Source organism: Gymnodinialimonas sp. 57CJ19 (assembly GCF_038396845.1).
In the GTDB taxonomy this organism is placed as follows: Bacteria; Pseudomonadota; Alphaproteobacteria; order Rhodobacterales; family Rhodobacteraceae; genus Gymnodinialimonas.
Genome location: NZ_CP151587.1, coordinates 1,082,833 through 1,098,290 on the forward strand (window position 1 = coordinate 1,082,833; position 15,458 = coordinate 1,098,290).

Here is a 15,458-nt window from a genome sequence, read left to right on the forward strand (position 1 = left end):
GCATGAGTGATGCGAACACGACGAGAAAGATGAAGATTGTTAACGTCAAAGGGCTGCACGCGCGCGCGTCGGCCCGGTTCGTAGAGGTGGCAGAGTCGTTTGACGCAACGGCAATCGTGCGAAAGGATGGGCTGAGTGCTGCCGGCGATAGCATTATGGGCCTTTTAATGTTGGCAGCTTCTATGGGAACCTTTATTGAGGTTGAAACCAGTGGAGCTGAGGCCGACCGCCTTGCGGATGCGCTGGAAGCTCTGGTCGCCGACCGGTTCGGCGAGGAAACCTGAGGGGCTACGGACATGGCCGCGAAGGACGATGAAAGACGAGGGCACATGACGGACCTGAGTACACGAAATGTTTCGGCCCCCGCGCCGACCCGTGGCACAGGCCCTAATGGGACCTATGATCGCCGATCTCTGACCTATTCCAACTCCTTTCCGAACCCATTCGTGCGGTACACGATCAAAGCAATCGAGTGGATGACCGGCAAGTTTACGGTCATCAAGCGGATCCGCCAGTTTGAAGGCTTGGGCGAGTTCAAGGGACAAGCATTCTGGCCCGCCACCATGCGGGTGATGGGTATCGACCTACAAACGCCCGAGCACCAGTTGGACCGCATCCCTGCGGAGGGGCCGGTGATCTTTGTGGCGAACCACCCGCATGGGTTGGTGGACGGCATGATTCTGGCGGACCTGATTGGCCGCCGCCGCGATGACTACCGCATCCTGACGCGGGCGCTGTTGACCGGCATTGACGAGGCCGCATCGAGTTACATGATCTCGGTCCCGTTTCCCCATGAGCCCGATGCCCAGCAGAAGATGCTGGATATGCGCGCGGCGGCAATGGCGCATCTGAAGGCGGGTGGGTTGATCTCGTTGTTTCCATCGGGGGCGGTTGCGGCATCGGACAGAATGTGGGGCCAACCCATAGAGGGCGAGTGGAATGTGTTCACCGCCAAGATGATCCGCAACTCTGGCGCGACGATTGTGCCGTGTTTCTTCACCGGACAAAATAGCCGCGCCTATCAGATCGCCAACCGGATCAGCCCGGTAATCCGTCAGGGTCTGTTGATCCACGAAGTTGTGAAAAGTTTCGACAAGCCTCAGGCGCCGATTATCGGAAACCCGATCCCGCCTGAAGAATGGCAAGACCGCATCAAGAAGCCACGGGAATTCATGGCGTGGCTACGGGAGCGGACCTTGTCGCTTGGGGAAAACCCCGACCAGTGAGGACGGCTTGGGCCGCGCGGCCAAAGCAAGCGGTGGTTTGCGGGGCAACGTTGGATTGAGTTGTATTTGCCAAGATGAAGGAGCGGTCTAGCGGGTTGGGACCGGATCGCCTTCGCCCCGGTAGTCGTAGAATCCCCGCTGGGATTTTCGACCAAGCCAGCCCGCTTCAACGTATTTTGTCAGCAACGGACAGGGGCGGTATTTGGTATCGGCCAGACCGTCGTGCAGTACGTTCATGATGGCTAGGCAGGTATCGAGGCCGATAAAATCCGCAAGTTCCAGAGGGCCCATGGGGTGGTTAGTGCCGAGTTTCATTGCCATGTCGATGGAGGTGACGTTTCCGACGCCCTCGTAGAGGGTGTAGACGGCCTCGTTGATCATCGGCATCAGAATGCGGTTCACGATGAAGGCGGGGAAGTCCTCGGCGGTAGCAGCGGTTTTGCCGAGACGGTCCACCACGCCCTTGCAGGCTTTGAAGGTCGGCTCGTCGGTGGCGATGCCTCGGATCAGTTCGACCAGCTGCATGACGGGCACCGGATTCATGAAGTGGAAGCCCATGAATTTTTCCGGGCGGTCGGTACGGGAGGCCAGGCGGGTGATGGAGATCGACGAGGTGTTCGACGTCAGGATCGTTGTCGGTTTGATGTGGGGGAGCAGATCCTCAAAAATGGCTTGTTTCACTGTCTCACGCTCGGTCGCGGCTTCGATGATCAGATCGGTCGGGCCGAGGTCGGACAGGGCCATCGTGGTGCTGATGCGTCCCATCGCGGTGTCCTTTGCGGCCTGAGTGATTTTCTCGCGGCTGACTTGGCGTACGAGATTGCGATCAATCAAGGCGACGGCGCTGTCGAGAGCGGCCTGGCTGACATCGGACATGACGACGTCATATCCGGCTAAGGCACAGACATGGGCGATGCCGTTGCCCATTTGCCCCGCGCCGACAATTCCGATGCTTTCGATTTCCATGAGGTGTTCCTTCGGCGCGATTGGTTGGACCTAGAATAGGCTTGGCCAGTGGGAGGATACAAGCCAAAGGCACAGCTTCGGCCTGTCCAGTGGTTGTCTGGCAAAATTTAGTCAAAGCAGAAGGTTAGGGGGGGATTAACTTCTGAGTCGCAAAGGTCGTGCTGGGTGAGTCTTTGTGAAGTTGGAGGGGGACAATGAGTTTTGAGCAACGAGGGCGTATGCCCTTGGATTATCAGCCCTCGGCTTTGCCGGGGTCGGCATTGCGGTTTCGAGGGCCATTGGACGTGGACCGGGGGCCTGCGGTCGTGTGCATCGGTTCGTCCGCGACATTCGGGCGCTTCATCGATGCGCCCTTTGCTGCGCAGTTGGATAAGAGGCTGGATCTACCGGTCTTGAACCTGGGCGTGATCAATGCGGGCGTCGATGTGATGGTGAACGATCCTGCCATTGCCGCCAACGTGGCGAATGCGGAGGCGGTGGTGATGCAGATCACCGGGGCCCATACCCTGACAAACCGATTCTATTCGGTGCATCCACGGCGCAACGACAGATTTCTGGGTGCCAGTGCGATGCTGAGAACAATCTATCCGCAAGTGGATTTCACTGAGTTCCATTTTATCCGACATTTGTTGAGCCATCTGCAGATGGAATCTTCGGATCGGTTTGAGATCGTGAGGACCGAACTTGAGATTGCCTGGGTCGCGCGGATGCGAAAGTTCCTCAACAGTTTGGCGTTGCCGGTGCATCTGCTTTGGCTGGCGAATCGACGGCCCGACGCGGTGGGGGGCACTGATTTGGCGCAGCATCCGTTGTTTATCACGATGAAGATGTTGGAGGTGGTGGGACAAGACGCGGCTTCTCTTACGATTGCAGCGCCGCTTGCGGACGATCGCCATGACGGTTTGGACGGCAAGTTTTTTGGCCCAAGCGAGGAGGCCGCCGCGCGGATGTTGCCAGGGCCTGGCCTGCATTCGATGGCGGCGGGAAAGTTGTTGAAACATCTCAGCCCTTAGCCGGGAACGGCCAATCGCTCAAAAAGAAAAAGCCCCGCGCGGAACCGGTCCGGCGGGGCTTTGATTGGGTCGCTGGCGGCGCTTTAGAGCTTGCTTGTCAGCTCTGGCACGGCGTCGAACAGGTCGGCCACAAGGCCGTAGTCGGCGACTTGGAAGATCGGCGCTTCCTCGTCCTTGTTGATCGCCACGATAACCTTGGAGTCCTTCATGCCTGCCAAGTGCTGGATCGCACCAGAAATACCGACAGCAATGTAGAGGTCCGGAGCCACGACCTTGCCAGTCTGGCCTACCTGCCAATCGTTCGGCGCATAGCCCGAATCGACTGCTGCGCGGGACGCGCCCACAGCCGCGCCCAATTTGTCGGCGAGACCTTCGATCAGGGCGAACTGCTCTTCCGAGCCAACGCCGCGACCACCGGACACAACGACCCCGGCAGAGGTCAGCTCTGGCCGATCGCTTGCGGCAACCTTGTCTTCCACCCACGATGAAAGTTCGGGGTTGGCGGCAGCGTCGATCATCTCGACCGCGGCGGAACCGCCCGTGGCAGCCGCATCGAAGGTAGAGGTGCGGAAGGTCACGACCTTGATGGCATCAGACGATTTCACCGTCTGGATCGCGTTGCCCGCGTAGATCGGGCGCTCGAACGTGTCGGCGTCGACAACGCCGGATGCATCCGAGATCACCATGACATCAAGCAGGGCGGCAACGCGGGGCATGACGTTCTTGGCGTCCGTCGTGGCGGGTGCCACGATGTGCGAATAGTCGCCCGCGAGCGACACGATCAGCGCCGCTGTGGGTTCCGCAAGGCGGTGGCCCAGGCTGTCATCCTCGGCGCAGAGCACCTTGGCGACACCTTCGATGGTCGCGGCCTCATCGGCGGCGGCTTTGGCAGAAGCGCCACAGCACAGCACGGTCACGTCGCCCAGTTTGGTGGCAGCAGTCACGGCCTTCGCGGTCGCGTCCATCGCCAGTTCGCCGGAATTCACTTCGGCAAGAAGAAGAACAGCCATTACAGAACCCCCGCTTCGTCTTTGAGTTTCGTGAGCAGCTCATCCACCGAGGCGACCTTGACGCCGGCGGCGCGGGCTTCTGGCTCGGAGGTGGTGACAATGGAAAGGCGTGGGGTCACGTCTACGCCGTAGTCAGCGGCTGTTTTCTCATCCAAAGGCTTCTTCTTCGCCTTCATGATGTTGGGCAAGGACGCATAACGCGGCTCGTTCAGGCGCAGGTCCACGGTGACGATGGCGGGCATCTTCACGTCGATAGTCTGCAAACCACCGTCCACTTCGCGGGTGACCTTGGCGGTGTCGCCCTCGATCTCCAGCTCGGAGGCGAAAGTGCCTTGGGACCAACCCAGAAGCGCCGACAGCATTTGGCCGGTGGCGTTCATGTCGTTGTCGATGGCTTGCTTGCCCGCCAGAACAAGGCCGGGCTGCTCTTCATCCACAATGGCTTTGAGGATCTTGGCAACCGCCAAAGGTTCAATATCCGTGTGAACGTCATCGGCGGCGATCACAAGGATCGCGCGATCAGCGCCCATGGCGAGGGCGGTGCGCAGCGTTTCTTGCGACTGTTTTACACCGATGGAGACCGCGACGACCTCTTCCGCTTTGCCGGCTTCCTTCAGGCGGATTGCCTCTTCTACAGCAATCTCGTCGAAAGGGTTCATCGACATTTTTACGTTGGCGAGATCAACTCCGCTGCCGTCCGCTTTCACGCGAACCTTCACGTTATAGTCGATCACGCGTTTTACGGGCACTAAGACCTTCATGGCGTTCTCCTAATCCTTTCTGGTCAGTTCAAGATACCTTGAAGCGGACCCAAGCAACAATCTTGCGTGAAGGAATAGCGCCAACTGAAATGGGAAAACAGGCCAAAATCGACGAGGGCCGATCTGTAGACGCCGCGTTACGCGATATGAGGGCCATAAAGGATTTCTGCGACGATCGCGGCATAGCAAATTCCGGTCCCTGCGAGGACGCAAAGATGCCAGATGGTATTGTGGAACGGGAGTTTGCTCCACATCAGGAAGATGATCCCGAAAGAATAGAAAACGCCGCTGACCATCAGCAGGGACGCGGCGAAGGGGGATATGCCTGATAGCAATGGGCCGCCGGCCACTACCCCCGCCCATCCAAGGCTAAGGTAAAGCGCGATAGCCAGCCAAACAAAGGTCCGGTTCGAGAACAGAATCACCGATGCGCCCGCCAGGGCCACCATCCAGATGCCCGCGAAGAACCCGAAGGAGCCTGAGGCAAGCGCAATGAAAGGCGTATAGGTCCCCGCAATTTTCAATGAAATCGCCGTTTGATCAAAACGCCGTAAACGCGGTGTTAAGTCTTCACGCTGCACAAGGTTGTAAAGCGCCGAGCAGATCCACATCGACAACAGCGTGATGGTGTAGACCGCCAATGCGCCGATCAGGGTTGGGTCACCGATCCAGACGGCTGCGAGGGTGATGATGACGGGACCGGCGATTAACGCGCCACCGATGCCGAGCCCGTGTACCACAGCGTCCGAGAGATACTCGGCCCGGCTGTAGGTTCGATGGCATCGAAAATAGGGCATACCCTGAGTGTAGCCTCAATTGGTAAACAATCCTCAAATCTCTTAAAAACAGTCTGTTAACGATTTGTGATAGCCCAACGACAGTTTCGTGCGTGAAGCATCGCAAAGGCGAAAAACTACCGGTTCGCGCCAGGCACCCAAAGGATATCGTCCGCGCCGTTATTGTTGGCGATGCGCCCCGCCACGAAGAACCAGTCCGACAGGCGATTGAGGTATTTGATCCCCGCGGGGTTCACGGCCTCGACCTGCGATAGCTCCACCGACAGGCGTTCGGCGCGGCGACAGACCGTGCGGCAGATGTGAAGGTGCGCGGCCAAGGGAGAGCCCCCGGGCAAAATAAACGACCGCAGCGGCGAGAGGAGTGGGTTCATCTGGTCAATTTCGGCCTCCAGACGGTCCACTTGAGCGCTGGCGATGCGCAGGGGCGGATATTCCCGCTCGGCATCCTGGTCCATATTTGGCGTGCACAGGTCTGCCCCCAGGTCGAACAGGTCGTTCTGGATCATGGCGAGGCGGTCGGCCATCTCGCCCTCGGCATGAAGCCGGGCCACGCCAAGGGTCGCGTTCAACTCGTCCACGGTGCCGTAGGCCGAAACCCGTTGCGAATGCTTGGCCACGCGGGACCCGTCACCAAGGGCGGTTTCGCCCGCGTCACCGGTACGTGTGTAAATCTTGTTCAGGACAACCATTGGCTTACCCTCCCGATTGCTGACGGAAATAAACGAAGGCCAGCAGCAAGAGAATCGCGACGAACTGCATGGCGATGCGCAATTGCATGAACTTGTTGGACCGTTTTGCCCCGTCAGTGCCGCCTTTGCGGAACGAGTTGATGCCCAACAACAAGATGACCAACACGGCGAGGCAGGCCACGAGACCGGCGATGAGTAAGGGATCGTTTAGCATGTTTTCTCCGGGTCAGGGTACGCAGTCAGGTAGGGCGGCTTAGGCGAAAGGCTATAGGCGGGCGGCGACGGCGTCGATAATGCGCTGAGGAAAAGCGCGGCGCAGGCCCTCGGCGAAATGGACGGCAGGGGTGATGTGGTAGCGCGGGCGCGGATTTGGGTGCTCAATGGCGTGGATCAGGCGGCGCACGACGGCGTCGGGCTCTCGCTGAAACGGAGCCGGGCCACTGTCTTCATAGAGGTGCTTGAGAAGACCGCGGCGATATCGGTCAGGGTCGACAGAGTTTTCCCAGTCGATCCAGCGCTCGAAGGGCGCGATGGAATTCACCCGGAACTTCGATGTGACAGGCCCAGTGTTAAGGGTCGAGATGTGGATACCAGACCCGCGCATCTCCAGGCGCAGGGTATCCGTCAGCCCCTCCAGCGCGTGTTTCGATGCGTTATAGGCCCCCCGCCATTGCATCACGTGCCGCCCAAAACCGGAAGAGTGTTGAACGATACGCCCATGCCCTTGGGCCCGCATGACAGGAATGACGGCACGGGTCAGGTGATGCAGGCCGAACACGTTGGTTTCAAAGGTTTCGCGCAGGGCGTCCGTTGGCAGGTCTTCCACCAGACCGGGCAACCCGAACCCCGCGTTGTTGAACAGGGCATCCAGCGTGCCGCCAGTACGATCCAGCACCTCGGCCAAGCCCGTTTCGATGCTTTTCGTGTCGGCCATGTCGAGCAGCCCGCTTTCCAGCCCCTCCGCCTCCAGTCGGGTGCGGTCCTCGGGGCGGCGCACACAGGCGAACACGCGCCAGCCACGGGTGTGCAGCGTGCGGGCGGCAGCAAGGCCGATTCCGGACGAACTGCCGGTGATCAGGATGGATCGCGTCACGAAAAAACCCCTCGCCTTGGACATGAAATGCCTAGGGCAAGGGGGGGGCAGGGCGCAAGCGGATCAATAGAGGACCACTATCCGCAAGCGAGGCAGGGGTCAGTTTACGACCGGCTCAAGGAATTCGGCGGCCATGTAGCCTTCAAGGTCCGAGCCGACGATGCGCAGGCGCGCCCAGTTGTCCGGCGCCTCGGCAAGGAATTCAACTTCGGCACCGCGCCGCAACGATGTCAGCACGGCGGTGTTGGTCGAGGGGCCTTCGCGGAAGTTCACCGCGCTGGCCGCGACACGCCACACCTCGGGAGAGGTCTCGGCGGCAGTCGGTTGCTCGGTGCCCGTGGCGGTAATCTCTTCTGGCTGTGCCAGGGCGGCCACGGCGACGCTGGCAATTTCGTTTTCGTCGCCAATCAGGTCGGCCGGGTTAATCACCGCGTCGATCATGTAATACTCGCCATCATTCGTCGCGAGCATCAGGCTGCCGGCCTCATCCGCGATCAACGCGTTGCCGCTGGTTACATACTGGCGGCGGCTGATCGGCACGTTCGGTGCGGAAACAGTACCGGCCTGGGCACTGGCGATGAACGACTGAATCCACCCACTCGCACCTTCATTACGTGGGGAAAGCGGCGTGATCGGATCAGAGGCGCGCGATGTGCTGCTTGTCACCTCGACCTGCGCGCCGTGGTCCTCGCCCGGAATGACGATCATTGCCACGTAAAGGGCGGCGGCGAGAGTGGCGGACATTTTGATCATGGGGCTCAGGGGGTAGAAAGATGATTTCAGTCGCATAATGTTTCCGCCGATTCGATGATAGGGGTTTCACAGACTAAACGTGGTGAACCCACAAACGGTTCCTTGCCTAAGCTCATGAAGTCGCGATAGGTCGGTAATCCTGATGAGCAGTGATGACGACACACAGGATTCCAACCCCGAGCAGCGTAACGTCTCGGAACCGTTGAGCCGCGCAATCGGCTCGCGCTACTTGCAGTATGCGCTCTCTACAATCATGCACCGTGCCCTGCCCGATGCCCGCGACGGGTTGAAGCCCGTGCACCGCCGCATTCTCTATGCGATGCGCGAGTTGCGTTTGGCGTCGAACGGCGGGTTCCGGAAATCGGCCAAGATCAGCGGCGATGTGATGGGGAACTATCACCCTCACGGGGATGCTGCGATCTATGACGCGATGGCGCGTTTGGCGCAGGATTTCGTCATTCGCTACCCGCTGGTCGATGGCCAGGGCAACTTCGGCAACATCGACGGCGATAACCCGGCGGCGGCGCGGTATACCGAGGCCCGGATGACCGCGATGGCCGAGGCTTTGCTGGAAGGCCTGTCCGAGGACGCGGTGAATTTCCGCGACAACTACGACGGCACCCTGCAAGAGCCCGAGGTTCTGCCCGCCCAGGTGCCAAACCTTCTGGCGAACGGCTCCAGCGGGATCGCTGTGGGGATGGCGACCAACATTCCGCCCCACAATCTGGATGAGCTGATCGCGGCCTGCCTGCACCTGATCAAGACGCCGGACGCCCGTGATGAGACGCTTCTGAACTACGTCCAGGGCCCAGACTTCCCCACCGGCGGCGTTATCGTCGAACCAAAGGAAAGCATGGCCGAGACCTATCGCACCGGCAAAGGCGGTTTCCGGGTGCGGGCGAAATACGAGGTTGAGGATTTGGGCCGGGGGCAGTGGCAGATCGTTGTCACGGAAATTCCCTACCAGGTGCAGAAATCCAAGCTGATCGAGAAGCTGGCCGAGCTGATCCAGCTGAAGAAAGTGCCGATTCTAGCGGACGTGCGCGATGAATCCGCCGATGACATCCGCATCATTCTGGAGCCGCGTGCCAAGACCGTCGATCCCGATGTCCTTATGGCGGCCCTGTTCCGGCAATCGGACTTGGAGAATCGCTTTAGCCTCAACATGAACGTGCTGATCGACGGGCGCACTCCGAAGGTGTGCTCGCTGAAGGAGGTGCTGCGCGCATTCCTCGATCATCGCCAGGACGTTCTGCTGCGCCGCTCGCGCCACCGTCTTGCGCAGATTGACCACCGGCTGGAGGTGCTGGAAGGCTTCCTGATCGCCTTCCTCAACCTGGATCGCGTGATCGACATCATCCGCTACGACGACCACCCCAAGGCCGCGCTGATGCGGGAAGATTGGGGGCAGGATTTCGTCCGCGCGACCTCGGAAGCAGACTACAAGACCCCCGGCCCCGGCGAGGGGGAGCTGACCGAAGTGCAGGTCGAGGCGATCCTCAACATGCGCCTGCGCAGCCTTCGCCGTCTGGAAGAGATGGAGCTGCAAGCCGAGCGTGACCGCCTGATGGAGGAACGTGCCGGGCTGGAGGATTTGCTGGCCGAAGAGGGTCTGCAATGGGACCGCATCGCGGAAGAGCTGAAAGAGGTGCGCAAGAAATTCGGGGCCAAGGTCGACGGCGGCGCGCGGCGCACGCAGTTTGCCGAGGCAGGCAGCGTCGAAGAGGTCTCGCTTGAGGCGATGATCGAGCGGGAGCCTGTGACGATAGTGTGCAGCCAGATGGGCTGGATCCGCGCGATGAAAGGCCACGTGGATCTGACGCAGGAAATGAAATTCCGCGACGGCGACGGCCCGCGTTTCGCGATTCACGCTGAAACAACCGACAAGCTGCTGATCCTGGGTTCCACCGGCCGCGTCTACACGCTCGGCGCCAACGGCCTGCCCGGCGGGCGCGGATTGGGAGAGCCTCTGCGGCTTATGGTGGATCTGCCCAATGAGGTGCAGATTGTGGATCTGTTCGTCCACAAGCCCGGCGCAAAGCGGTTGATAGCCTCAAGTGCCGGGGACGGTTTCCTGGTTGCCGAGGAAGATGTTCTTGCGCAGACGCGCTCTGGCAAGCAAGTGCTGAACGTCAAGGAAGGCGTCACCGCCATGGTCTGCCGTGCCGTAGCCGAAGGCGAAGACCACGTCGCCGTGGTCGGAGAGAATCGCAAGCTACTGGTCTTCCCGCTGGACGAGCTTCCAGAGATGGGCCGAGGCAAAGGCGTGCGACTGCAGCGGTTCAAAGACGGTGGCATGTCCGACGCGCGGACCTTTCGTCTGGCCGATGGCCTGACGTGGCAAGACCCAGCGGGCCGCACGCGCACCGAGATGGAGTTGGCGGAGTGGACCGCCAAACGCGCCAGCGCCGGTCGTATGGCCCCACGCGGGTTCCCACGGGATAACCGGTTTAACTAAGCAGTTGAAATGCCGTATGAATATGGCTTTCCCCTCCGGGGGCTGCGCGGTGTGTCCAACTAAATTCCAAGGCATTTGTGTGACGCCAATCGCTGCTTTCCCGGTTCCGATGAGAAGCGCGCAATCTCTTTATGCCTTCGGCGGTCTTTCGCCGGTTGGGCCAAATATGTGAACCTTTGGGTTACACTTCACGGCAACCGGTCAACCAACGCCTTTACCAGACCCCATCACAACCCTAGTTTCTGCCGAAATTCAAACTCTCAGGAGACCGACCGATGTTTCGCCCGGCCCGATTTATGTCCCGCTTCACGCCCCTCGCTTTGATCGCCACCCTTGTGGCCTGTGCTGCGGGTGATCCGTTGGATGAAGAGTTGCCCCCGATGGGGGACTTCCGCCTCGCGCATAACATCGTTGTGGCGGACAACATGCAACAGGTGCCGCCCTCGCGGAATGCAACGCCAGAGGAATGGGTCGAGATCCTCGAATCAGAGATCGATCGTCGTTTTGGCGGCTATGAGGGCGACCGCCTGTATCACATCGGTGTGGCGGTCGATGGCTATGCGCTGGCCCCTCCCGGTATTCCGATCGTGCTGAGCCCGCGTTCGATTCTCGTGCTGTCGGTGAACATCTGGGACGATGAATTAGGCCGCAAGCTGCATGACGAAGCCGAACAGATCATCGTTTTTGAAGGCACCAGCCCCGAAACGATGCTGGTGGGCTCGGGTATCGCCCGTAATCGGACCGAGCAAATGCAGATCTTGTCGCGCAACGCGGCCCGGCGCATCCAGTTGTTCATGCTGGAAAACCCCGAGTGGTTTAACATCTCGGAGGAAGAAGCCGCCGCAGCCGTAAGTGGTGTTGGCGCCTTGGCTGAAGCTGCCGAGGCGGAAGCGGCCATTGAGGCGGCCAGCGCAGAGTGTGTTCCAACGGACGAAGCGCCCTGTCCTGAGCTGTGAGTGTAAACTCGCGGGTTGATTTTCTTCGCTAACACGCATACCTCGCCCGCGATGATGAAATCGGTCAGGCGTCCCATTCAGGGGCGCTCCCCCCAAGTGCGAGGTGCCATCCCATGGCAAAGGAAAAGTTTGAACGCTCTAAGCCGCATGTGAACATCGGCACGATTGGTCACGTTGACCACGGCAAGACGACGCTGACGGCGGCGATCACCAAGCAGTTTGGTGACTTCCGCGCGTATGACGAGATTGACGGCGCGCCCGAAGAGAAGGCCCGCGGGATCACGATCTCAACGGCGCACGTTGAGTACGAGACGGAAAACCGCCACTACGCGCACGTCGACTGCCCCGGCCACGCCGACTACGTGAAGAACATGATCACCGGCGCGGCCCAGATGGACGGCGCGATCCTGGTTGTGAACGCGGCCGACGGCCCGATGCCCCAGACGCGCGAGCACATCCTGCTCGGTCGTCAGGTCGGCATTCCGTACATGGTTGTTTACATGAACAAGGTTGACCAGGTTGACGACGAGGAGCTGCTGGAGCTCGTGGAAATGGAAATCCGCGAACTGCTGTCTTCCTACGAGTACCCTGGCGACGACATTCCTGTGATCCCTGGTTCGGCTCTGGCTGCTCTGGAAGACCGCGACGATGCGATCGGCAAAGACTCCATCGCCAAGTTGATGGCGGCTGTGGACGAGTACATCCCGACGCCAGCACGCGCCGTGGACCAGCCGTTCCTGATGCCGATCGAAGACGTGTTCTCGATCTCGGGTCGTGGTACGGTTGTGACCGGTCGTGTTGAGCGTGGCGTGATCAACGTCGGCGAAGAAATCGAGATCGTGGGCATCCGCGACACCACCAAGACGACCTGCACGGGCGTTGAAATGTTCCGCAAGTTGCTGGACCGTGGTGAGGCAGGCGACAACATCGGCGCGCTGCTGCGTGGTGTTGACCGTGAGGGTGTTGAGCGCGGGCAGATTCTCTGCAAGCCCGGCTCTGTCAAGCCACACACGAAGTTCGAAGCCGAGGCGTATATCCTGACCAAGGAAGAGGGTGGCCGTCACACGCCGTTCTTCGCCAACTACCGCCCACAGTTCTACTTCCGCACGACGGACGTGACCGGCACGGTTGAGCTTCCAGCAGGCACCGAGATGGTGATGCCGGGCGACAACCTGAAGTTCAACGTCGAGCTGATCGCGCCGATCGCGATGGAAGACGGCCTGCGCTTCGCCATCCGTGAAGGCGGCCGGACCGTTGGTGCTGGTGTTGTTGCAAAGATCATCGAGTAACCGCGACTTTTCTTAAGAAAGGTCTGCGGAGTGGGCCTTGGGTGGCAGTGTCTTTTGGGAACCAAAAGATCACGCAAGCCCGAGGCATCACCCGGTAGAAATAGAAAAGGCCGCCCCTTCGGGCGGCCTTTGTCATGAGTGGGCCGTCGAGGATTTTGAACCGCGGCGGGAAAAGGCGCTATTGCTGAAGCTAAACCAGCCGGCCCACACCGTCGAAGCTGGGGACGGCCTTCGCCCCACGCGGGGGCCTTGTTCCATGCCCGCCGCCCCCCAAACGGCACGCCCCACCTCCCCCTTCACCTTGGCAAATACACCTCCCCCCGGAGGGCCCCTGACCACACGGCAATTCATTCGCGAATAGGACGCGCCTTTAGCCTGTGTTCTCGGCGATCAAGACTGTACTGACCTTGCACACCCTCAAGCATTCGACTGCAAAGGCGCCCATGCAAGACCTCTCCCCCGCCCCCAGACTTACGACCGAACGGTTGCTGTTACGCGGCCCCAAACGCGGTGACCTGCCTGCCTTCACCCGCTTTGTGACCAGCGCCCCCTCCATGGTCGCGCAGGGGGAGGTCGGCACGTCGGAGCAAGCATGGTTCGCCTTCATGGCCGGGATCGGCCACTGGCATTGGCACGGATTCGGGTTCTTTGTTCTGGTGGAGCAACAAACAGGGCAGCCCGTGGGGCGTGTGGGATTGATCCAGCACTCGAACTGGCCCGATGTGGAACTGGCCTGGCATCTGTTTGAAGGGGCCGAGGGGAAAGGCTTCGCCACGGAAGCCGGCATCGCCGTCAAGACGTGGGCACGAGAGGTCTTGGGGCTGAAGCAGCTCTATAGCTACATCGACATAGCCAACACACGGTCACAGGCCGTGGCCCGCAGGCTCGGGGCGACGACCGATGGCACGCGGGCCGCCCACGAGGCGGACGCCGAAGTGTGGGTTCACTCTGTAGACGTCCCACCGCGTACTGCGTGACGCCCAAAGACCTGCCGCACAACAAAAAGCCGCCCCCGGTAAAAGGGGCGGCCGCTTCTTGAAGGTCTACTCAACGCTTATCGGATCAGGCCCTCGCGGCGGAACAGGGCTTCAATTCGCTGGGTCAGTTCGAAGTCGGTATATGAGCCGCGGCTGATCAGCAGCAGGTGAAGTTCGCTGATGGCAGAACATTGCAGCGCCCCATACGGCAAATTGCGCGCACGGGCGGGTGCCCGATTGAAAACGGTCTGACGCAGTTGGTTGCAGCTATGGCTATCGGCGGCGGCCATGGATGGGATCATGGGCAACGCCATGGCAAGGGAAAGGGTCAAAATAAGGGATCGCATAAGGGGTTTTCTCCAGAAGGGGTTATCGGAGCTACCCTAACATGCGATTTTTCATCTGTCCGAGTAGGGATTTCCGTATCCTTTATCTGGACATGGGGGAAAATCCGGCCTACTCCGTGCCTCGGTCTAGGGGCGTAGCTCAGTTGGTAGAGCACCGGATTCCAAATCCGACGGTCGGGAGTTCGAGTCTCTCCGCCCCTGCCAGACCACTTCTGTATAATACGCCCTACCGCTGCGCTACTTGAGGGCTCTTGCCTTGCCCTACCGCTGCGCTGCTTGAGGGCTCTTGCCATGCCCTACCGCTGCGCTTCTTCAAGGTCGGGTTTCCTCATCTGATCCGAAGCAACACGGCGATGACACCGGGGATCTCTCGCAGCCAACCTTTGACTTGCGGCCACAGCCGTGCACCGTTCAGGGGCGGGGCGCTGGTGGTCACGCGCAAGCCTTCGCGTCGGGCGATCAGGCGGGCGCGGGGCAGGTGATAGGCATCCGATACGATCAACACATCGGTTTCGCCCTGTAGCAATGGGATCGCGTTGCGGATGTTTTCTACGGTGTTGGTCGAGGTGTCTTCCAACCGGATCGCCTTGGGCGGCACGTTCGCGTCTTGCAAAATCGCTGACATCGCTTCGGCCTCGGTCGGGGGGAAACGCCCCAAGCCGCCGCAGGCAATCACAATCGTCCCGCGTCCCCCATGGAAAAGCGCGGCCCCATGGAGCGTCCTGCGCCGCAATGTGGGCGAGGGGCCATCGCGCCAAACGGCGGCGCCTAGAATCAGGATTGCTGTCACTTGCTCAAGCCTCCTTGCATGACTGCGCCCTCATGCGTATATGCCGGGTGATCCAAGGAAGTGACCGACCATGACAAACCCGTTCCAGTTTTTGCAGCAAACCCGCTCTGAAGTGGCGAAGGTTGTCTGGCCGACCCGCCGCGAAGTGCTGGTTACCACAGCTATGGTCTTTGTCATGGCCGTTATTGCCGCGATCTTCTTCTTCGGCGTTGATTGGGCGATCCGCAACGCGCTCGAGCTGATCCTGACCTCCTTCGGTTAACTATTGGCTTCACAGCCCGTGCCATCGGGGGCTTGATTTCCCCGATCATGAGGCGTACTCCGCCTTAATCC

At 60.3% G+C, this 15,458-nt stretch carries 18 protein-coding genes and 1 tRNA gene; 9 read left to right on the forward strand and 10 right to left on the reverse strand.

Translation table 11 applies throughout. From position 1 onward, the window contains the following. The first annotated feature begins 2 nt into the window (after positions 1–2). A complete protein-coding gene (locus AADW23_RS05365) occupies positions 3–284 on the forward strand; it encodes an HPr family phosphocarrier protein (protein ID WP_341863498.1) in 282 nt (93 codons plus the stop codon). Between the two features lie 45 nt (positions 285–329). Beyond that, the gene (locus tag AADW23_RS05370; RefSeq protein ID WP_341863499.1) at positions 330–1,226 is read left to right on the forward strand and encodes a lysophospholipid acyltransferase family protein; all 897 of its coding nucleotides are present in this window, start codon (positions 330–332) and stop codon (positions 1,224–1,226) included. A gap of 87 nt (positions 1,227–1,313) precedes the next feature. Here AADW23_RS05370 and AADW23_RS05375 read toward each other — a convergent pair whose 3' ends face one another. Beyond that, entirely contained in the window at positions 1,314–2,192 is an 879-nt protein-coding gene (locus tag AADW23_RS05375; RefSeq protein WP_341863500.1) for a 3-hydroxybutyryl-CoA dehydrogenase, read from the reverse strand. A 194-nt stretch (positions 2,193–2,386) separates the two neighbouring features. Between AADW23_RS05375 and AADW23_RS05380 the strand changes: the two genes are divergently transcribed. Then, complete coding sequence (locus tag AADW23_RS05380; RefSeq protein ID WP_341863501.1) at positions 2,387–3,205, forward strand: DUF6473 family protein; 819 nt, start codon at positions 2,387–2,389, stop codon at positions 3,203–3,205. Between the two features lie 83 nt (positions 3,206–3,288). On the opposite strand, the gene AADW23_RS05385 is transcribed toward AADW23_RS05380, so the two are convergent. From AADW23_RS05385 to AADW23_RS05415, 7 genes are all read right to left on the reverse strand, one after another. Continuing rightward, on the reverse strand, positions 3,289–4,215 hold the full coding sequence (locus AADW23_RS05385; protein ID WP_341863502.1) for an FAD-binding protein: 927 nt from the start codon (positions 4,213–4,215) through the stop codon (positions 3,289–3,291). Further along, on the reverse strand, positions 4,215–4,976 hold the full coding sequence (locus AADW23_RS05390) for an electron transfer flavoprotein subunit beta/FixA family protein (RefSeq protein WP_341863503.1): 762 nt from the start codon (positions 4,974–4,976) through the stop codon (positions 4,215–4,217). The genes AADW23_RS05385 and AADW23_RS05390 overlap by 1 nt, the downstream gene beginning before the upstream one ends. A 137-nt stretch (positions 4,977–5,113) precedes the next feature. Beyond that, a complete protein-coding gene (locus AADW23_RS05395; RefSeq protein ID WP_341863504.1) occupies positions 5,114–5,773 on the reverse strand; it encodes a hemolysin III family protein in 660 nt (219 codons plus the stop codon). A 116-nt stretch (positions 5,774–5,889) separates the two neighbouring features. Continuing rightward, the gene (locus AADW23_RS05400; RefSeq protein ID WP_341863505.1) at positions 5,890–6,462 is read right to left on the reverse strand and encodes a cob(I)yrinic acid a,c-diamide adenosyltransferase; all 573 of its coding nucleotides are present in this window, start codon (positions 6,460–6,462) and stop codon (positions 5,890–5,892) included. A 4-nt stretch (positions 6,463–6,466) separates the two neighbouring features. Beyond that, positions 6,467–6,676 carry a twin transmembrane helix small protein gene (locus AADW23_RS05405; protein WP_341863506.1) on the reverse strand — a complete coding sequence of 70 codons (210 nt, stop codon included), beginning with the start codon at positions 6,674–6,676 and terminating at the stop codon, positions 6,467–6,469. Positions 6,677–6,727: 51 nt separating this feature from the next. Continuing rightward, entirely contained in the window at positions 6,728–7,555 is an 828-nt protein-coding gene (locus AADW23_RS05410) for an SDR family NAD(P)-dependent oxidoreductase (protein WP_341863507.1), read from the reverse strand. 99 nt (positions 7,556–7,654) lie between these two features. After that, a complete protein-coding gene (locus AADW23_RS05415; protein WP_341863508.1) occupies positions 7,655–8,299 on the reverse strand; it encodes an SH3 domain-containing protein in 645 nt (214 codons plus the stop codon). Between the two features lie 151 nt (positions 8,300–8,450). Between AADW23_RS05415 and parC the strand changes: the two genes are divergently transcribed. The 4 genes from parC (at position 8,451) to AADW23_RS05435 (ending at position 13,988) form a co-directional block, all read left to right on the forward strand. Next, positions 8,451–10,766 (forward strand): DNA topoisomerase IV subunit A, encoded by a 2,316-nt coding sequence (parC, locus tag AADW23_RS05420; protein WP_341863509.1) that lies wholly within the window; start codon positions 8,451–8,453, stop codon positions 10,764–10,766. A gap of 296 nt (positions 10,767–11,062) precedes the next feature. Beyond that, on the forward strand, positions 11,063–11,722 hold the full coding sequence (locus AADW23_RS05425; RefSeq protein ID WP_341863510.1) for a hypothetical protein: 660 nt from the start codon (positions 11,063–11,065) through the stop codon (positions 11,720–11,722). A 113-nt stretch (positions 11,723–11,835) separates the two neighbouring features. After that, positions 11,836–13,011 carry an elongation factor Tu gene (gene tuf, locus AADW23_RS05430; protein ID WP_341863511.1) on the forward strand — a complete coding sequence of 392 codons (1,176 nt, stop codon included), beginning with the start codon at positions 11,836–11,838 and terminating at the stop codon, positions 13,009–13,011. A gap of 443 nt (positions 13,012–13,454) precedes the next feature. Continuing rightward, entirely contained in the window at positions 13,455–13,988 is a 534-nt protein-coding gene (locus AADW23_RS05435) for a GNAT family N-acetyltransferase (RefSeq protein WP_341863512.1), read from the forward strand. Positions 13,989–14,065: 77 nt separating this feature from the next. Here the strand turns inward: AADW23_RS05435 and AADW23_RS05440 are convergent, their stop codons facing one another. Next, entirely contained in the window at positions 14,066–14,335 is a 270-nt protein-coding gene (locus AADW23_RS05440) for a hypothetical protein (RefSeq protein WP_341863513.1), read from the reverse strand. Positions 14,336–14,463: 128 nt separating this feature from the next. Here AADW23_RS05440 and AADW23_RS05445 point away from each other — a divergent pair. Further along, positions 14,464–14,539, forward strand: a tRNA-Trp gene (locus AADW23_RS05445). Positions 14,540–14,663: 124 nt separating this feature from the next. On the opposite strand, the gene AADW23_RS05450 is transcribed toward AADW23_RS05445, so the two are convergent. Continuing rightward, positions 14,664–15,125 (reverse strand): YdcF family protein, encoded by a 462-nt coding sequence (locus AADW23_RS05450; RefSeq protein WP_341863514.1) that lies wholly within the window; start codon positions 15,123–15,125, stop codon positions 14,664–14,666. A gap of 70 nt (positions 15,126–15,195) precedes the next feature. Here AADW23_RS05450 and secE point away from each other — a divergent pair, with 70 nt between their 5' ends. Then, complete coding sequence (secE, locus tag AADW23_RS05455; RefSeq protein ID WP_341863515.1) at positions 15,196–15,387, forward strand: preprotein translocase subunit SecE; 192 nt, start codon at positions 15,196–15,198, stop codon at positions 15,385–15,387. The last annotated feature ends 71 nt before the right edge of the window (positions 15,388–15,458 follow it).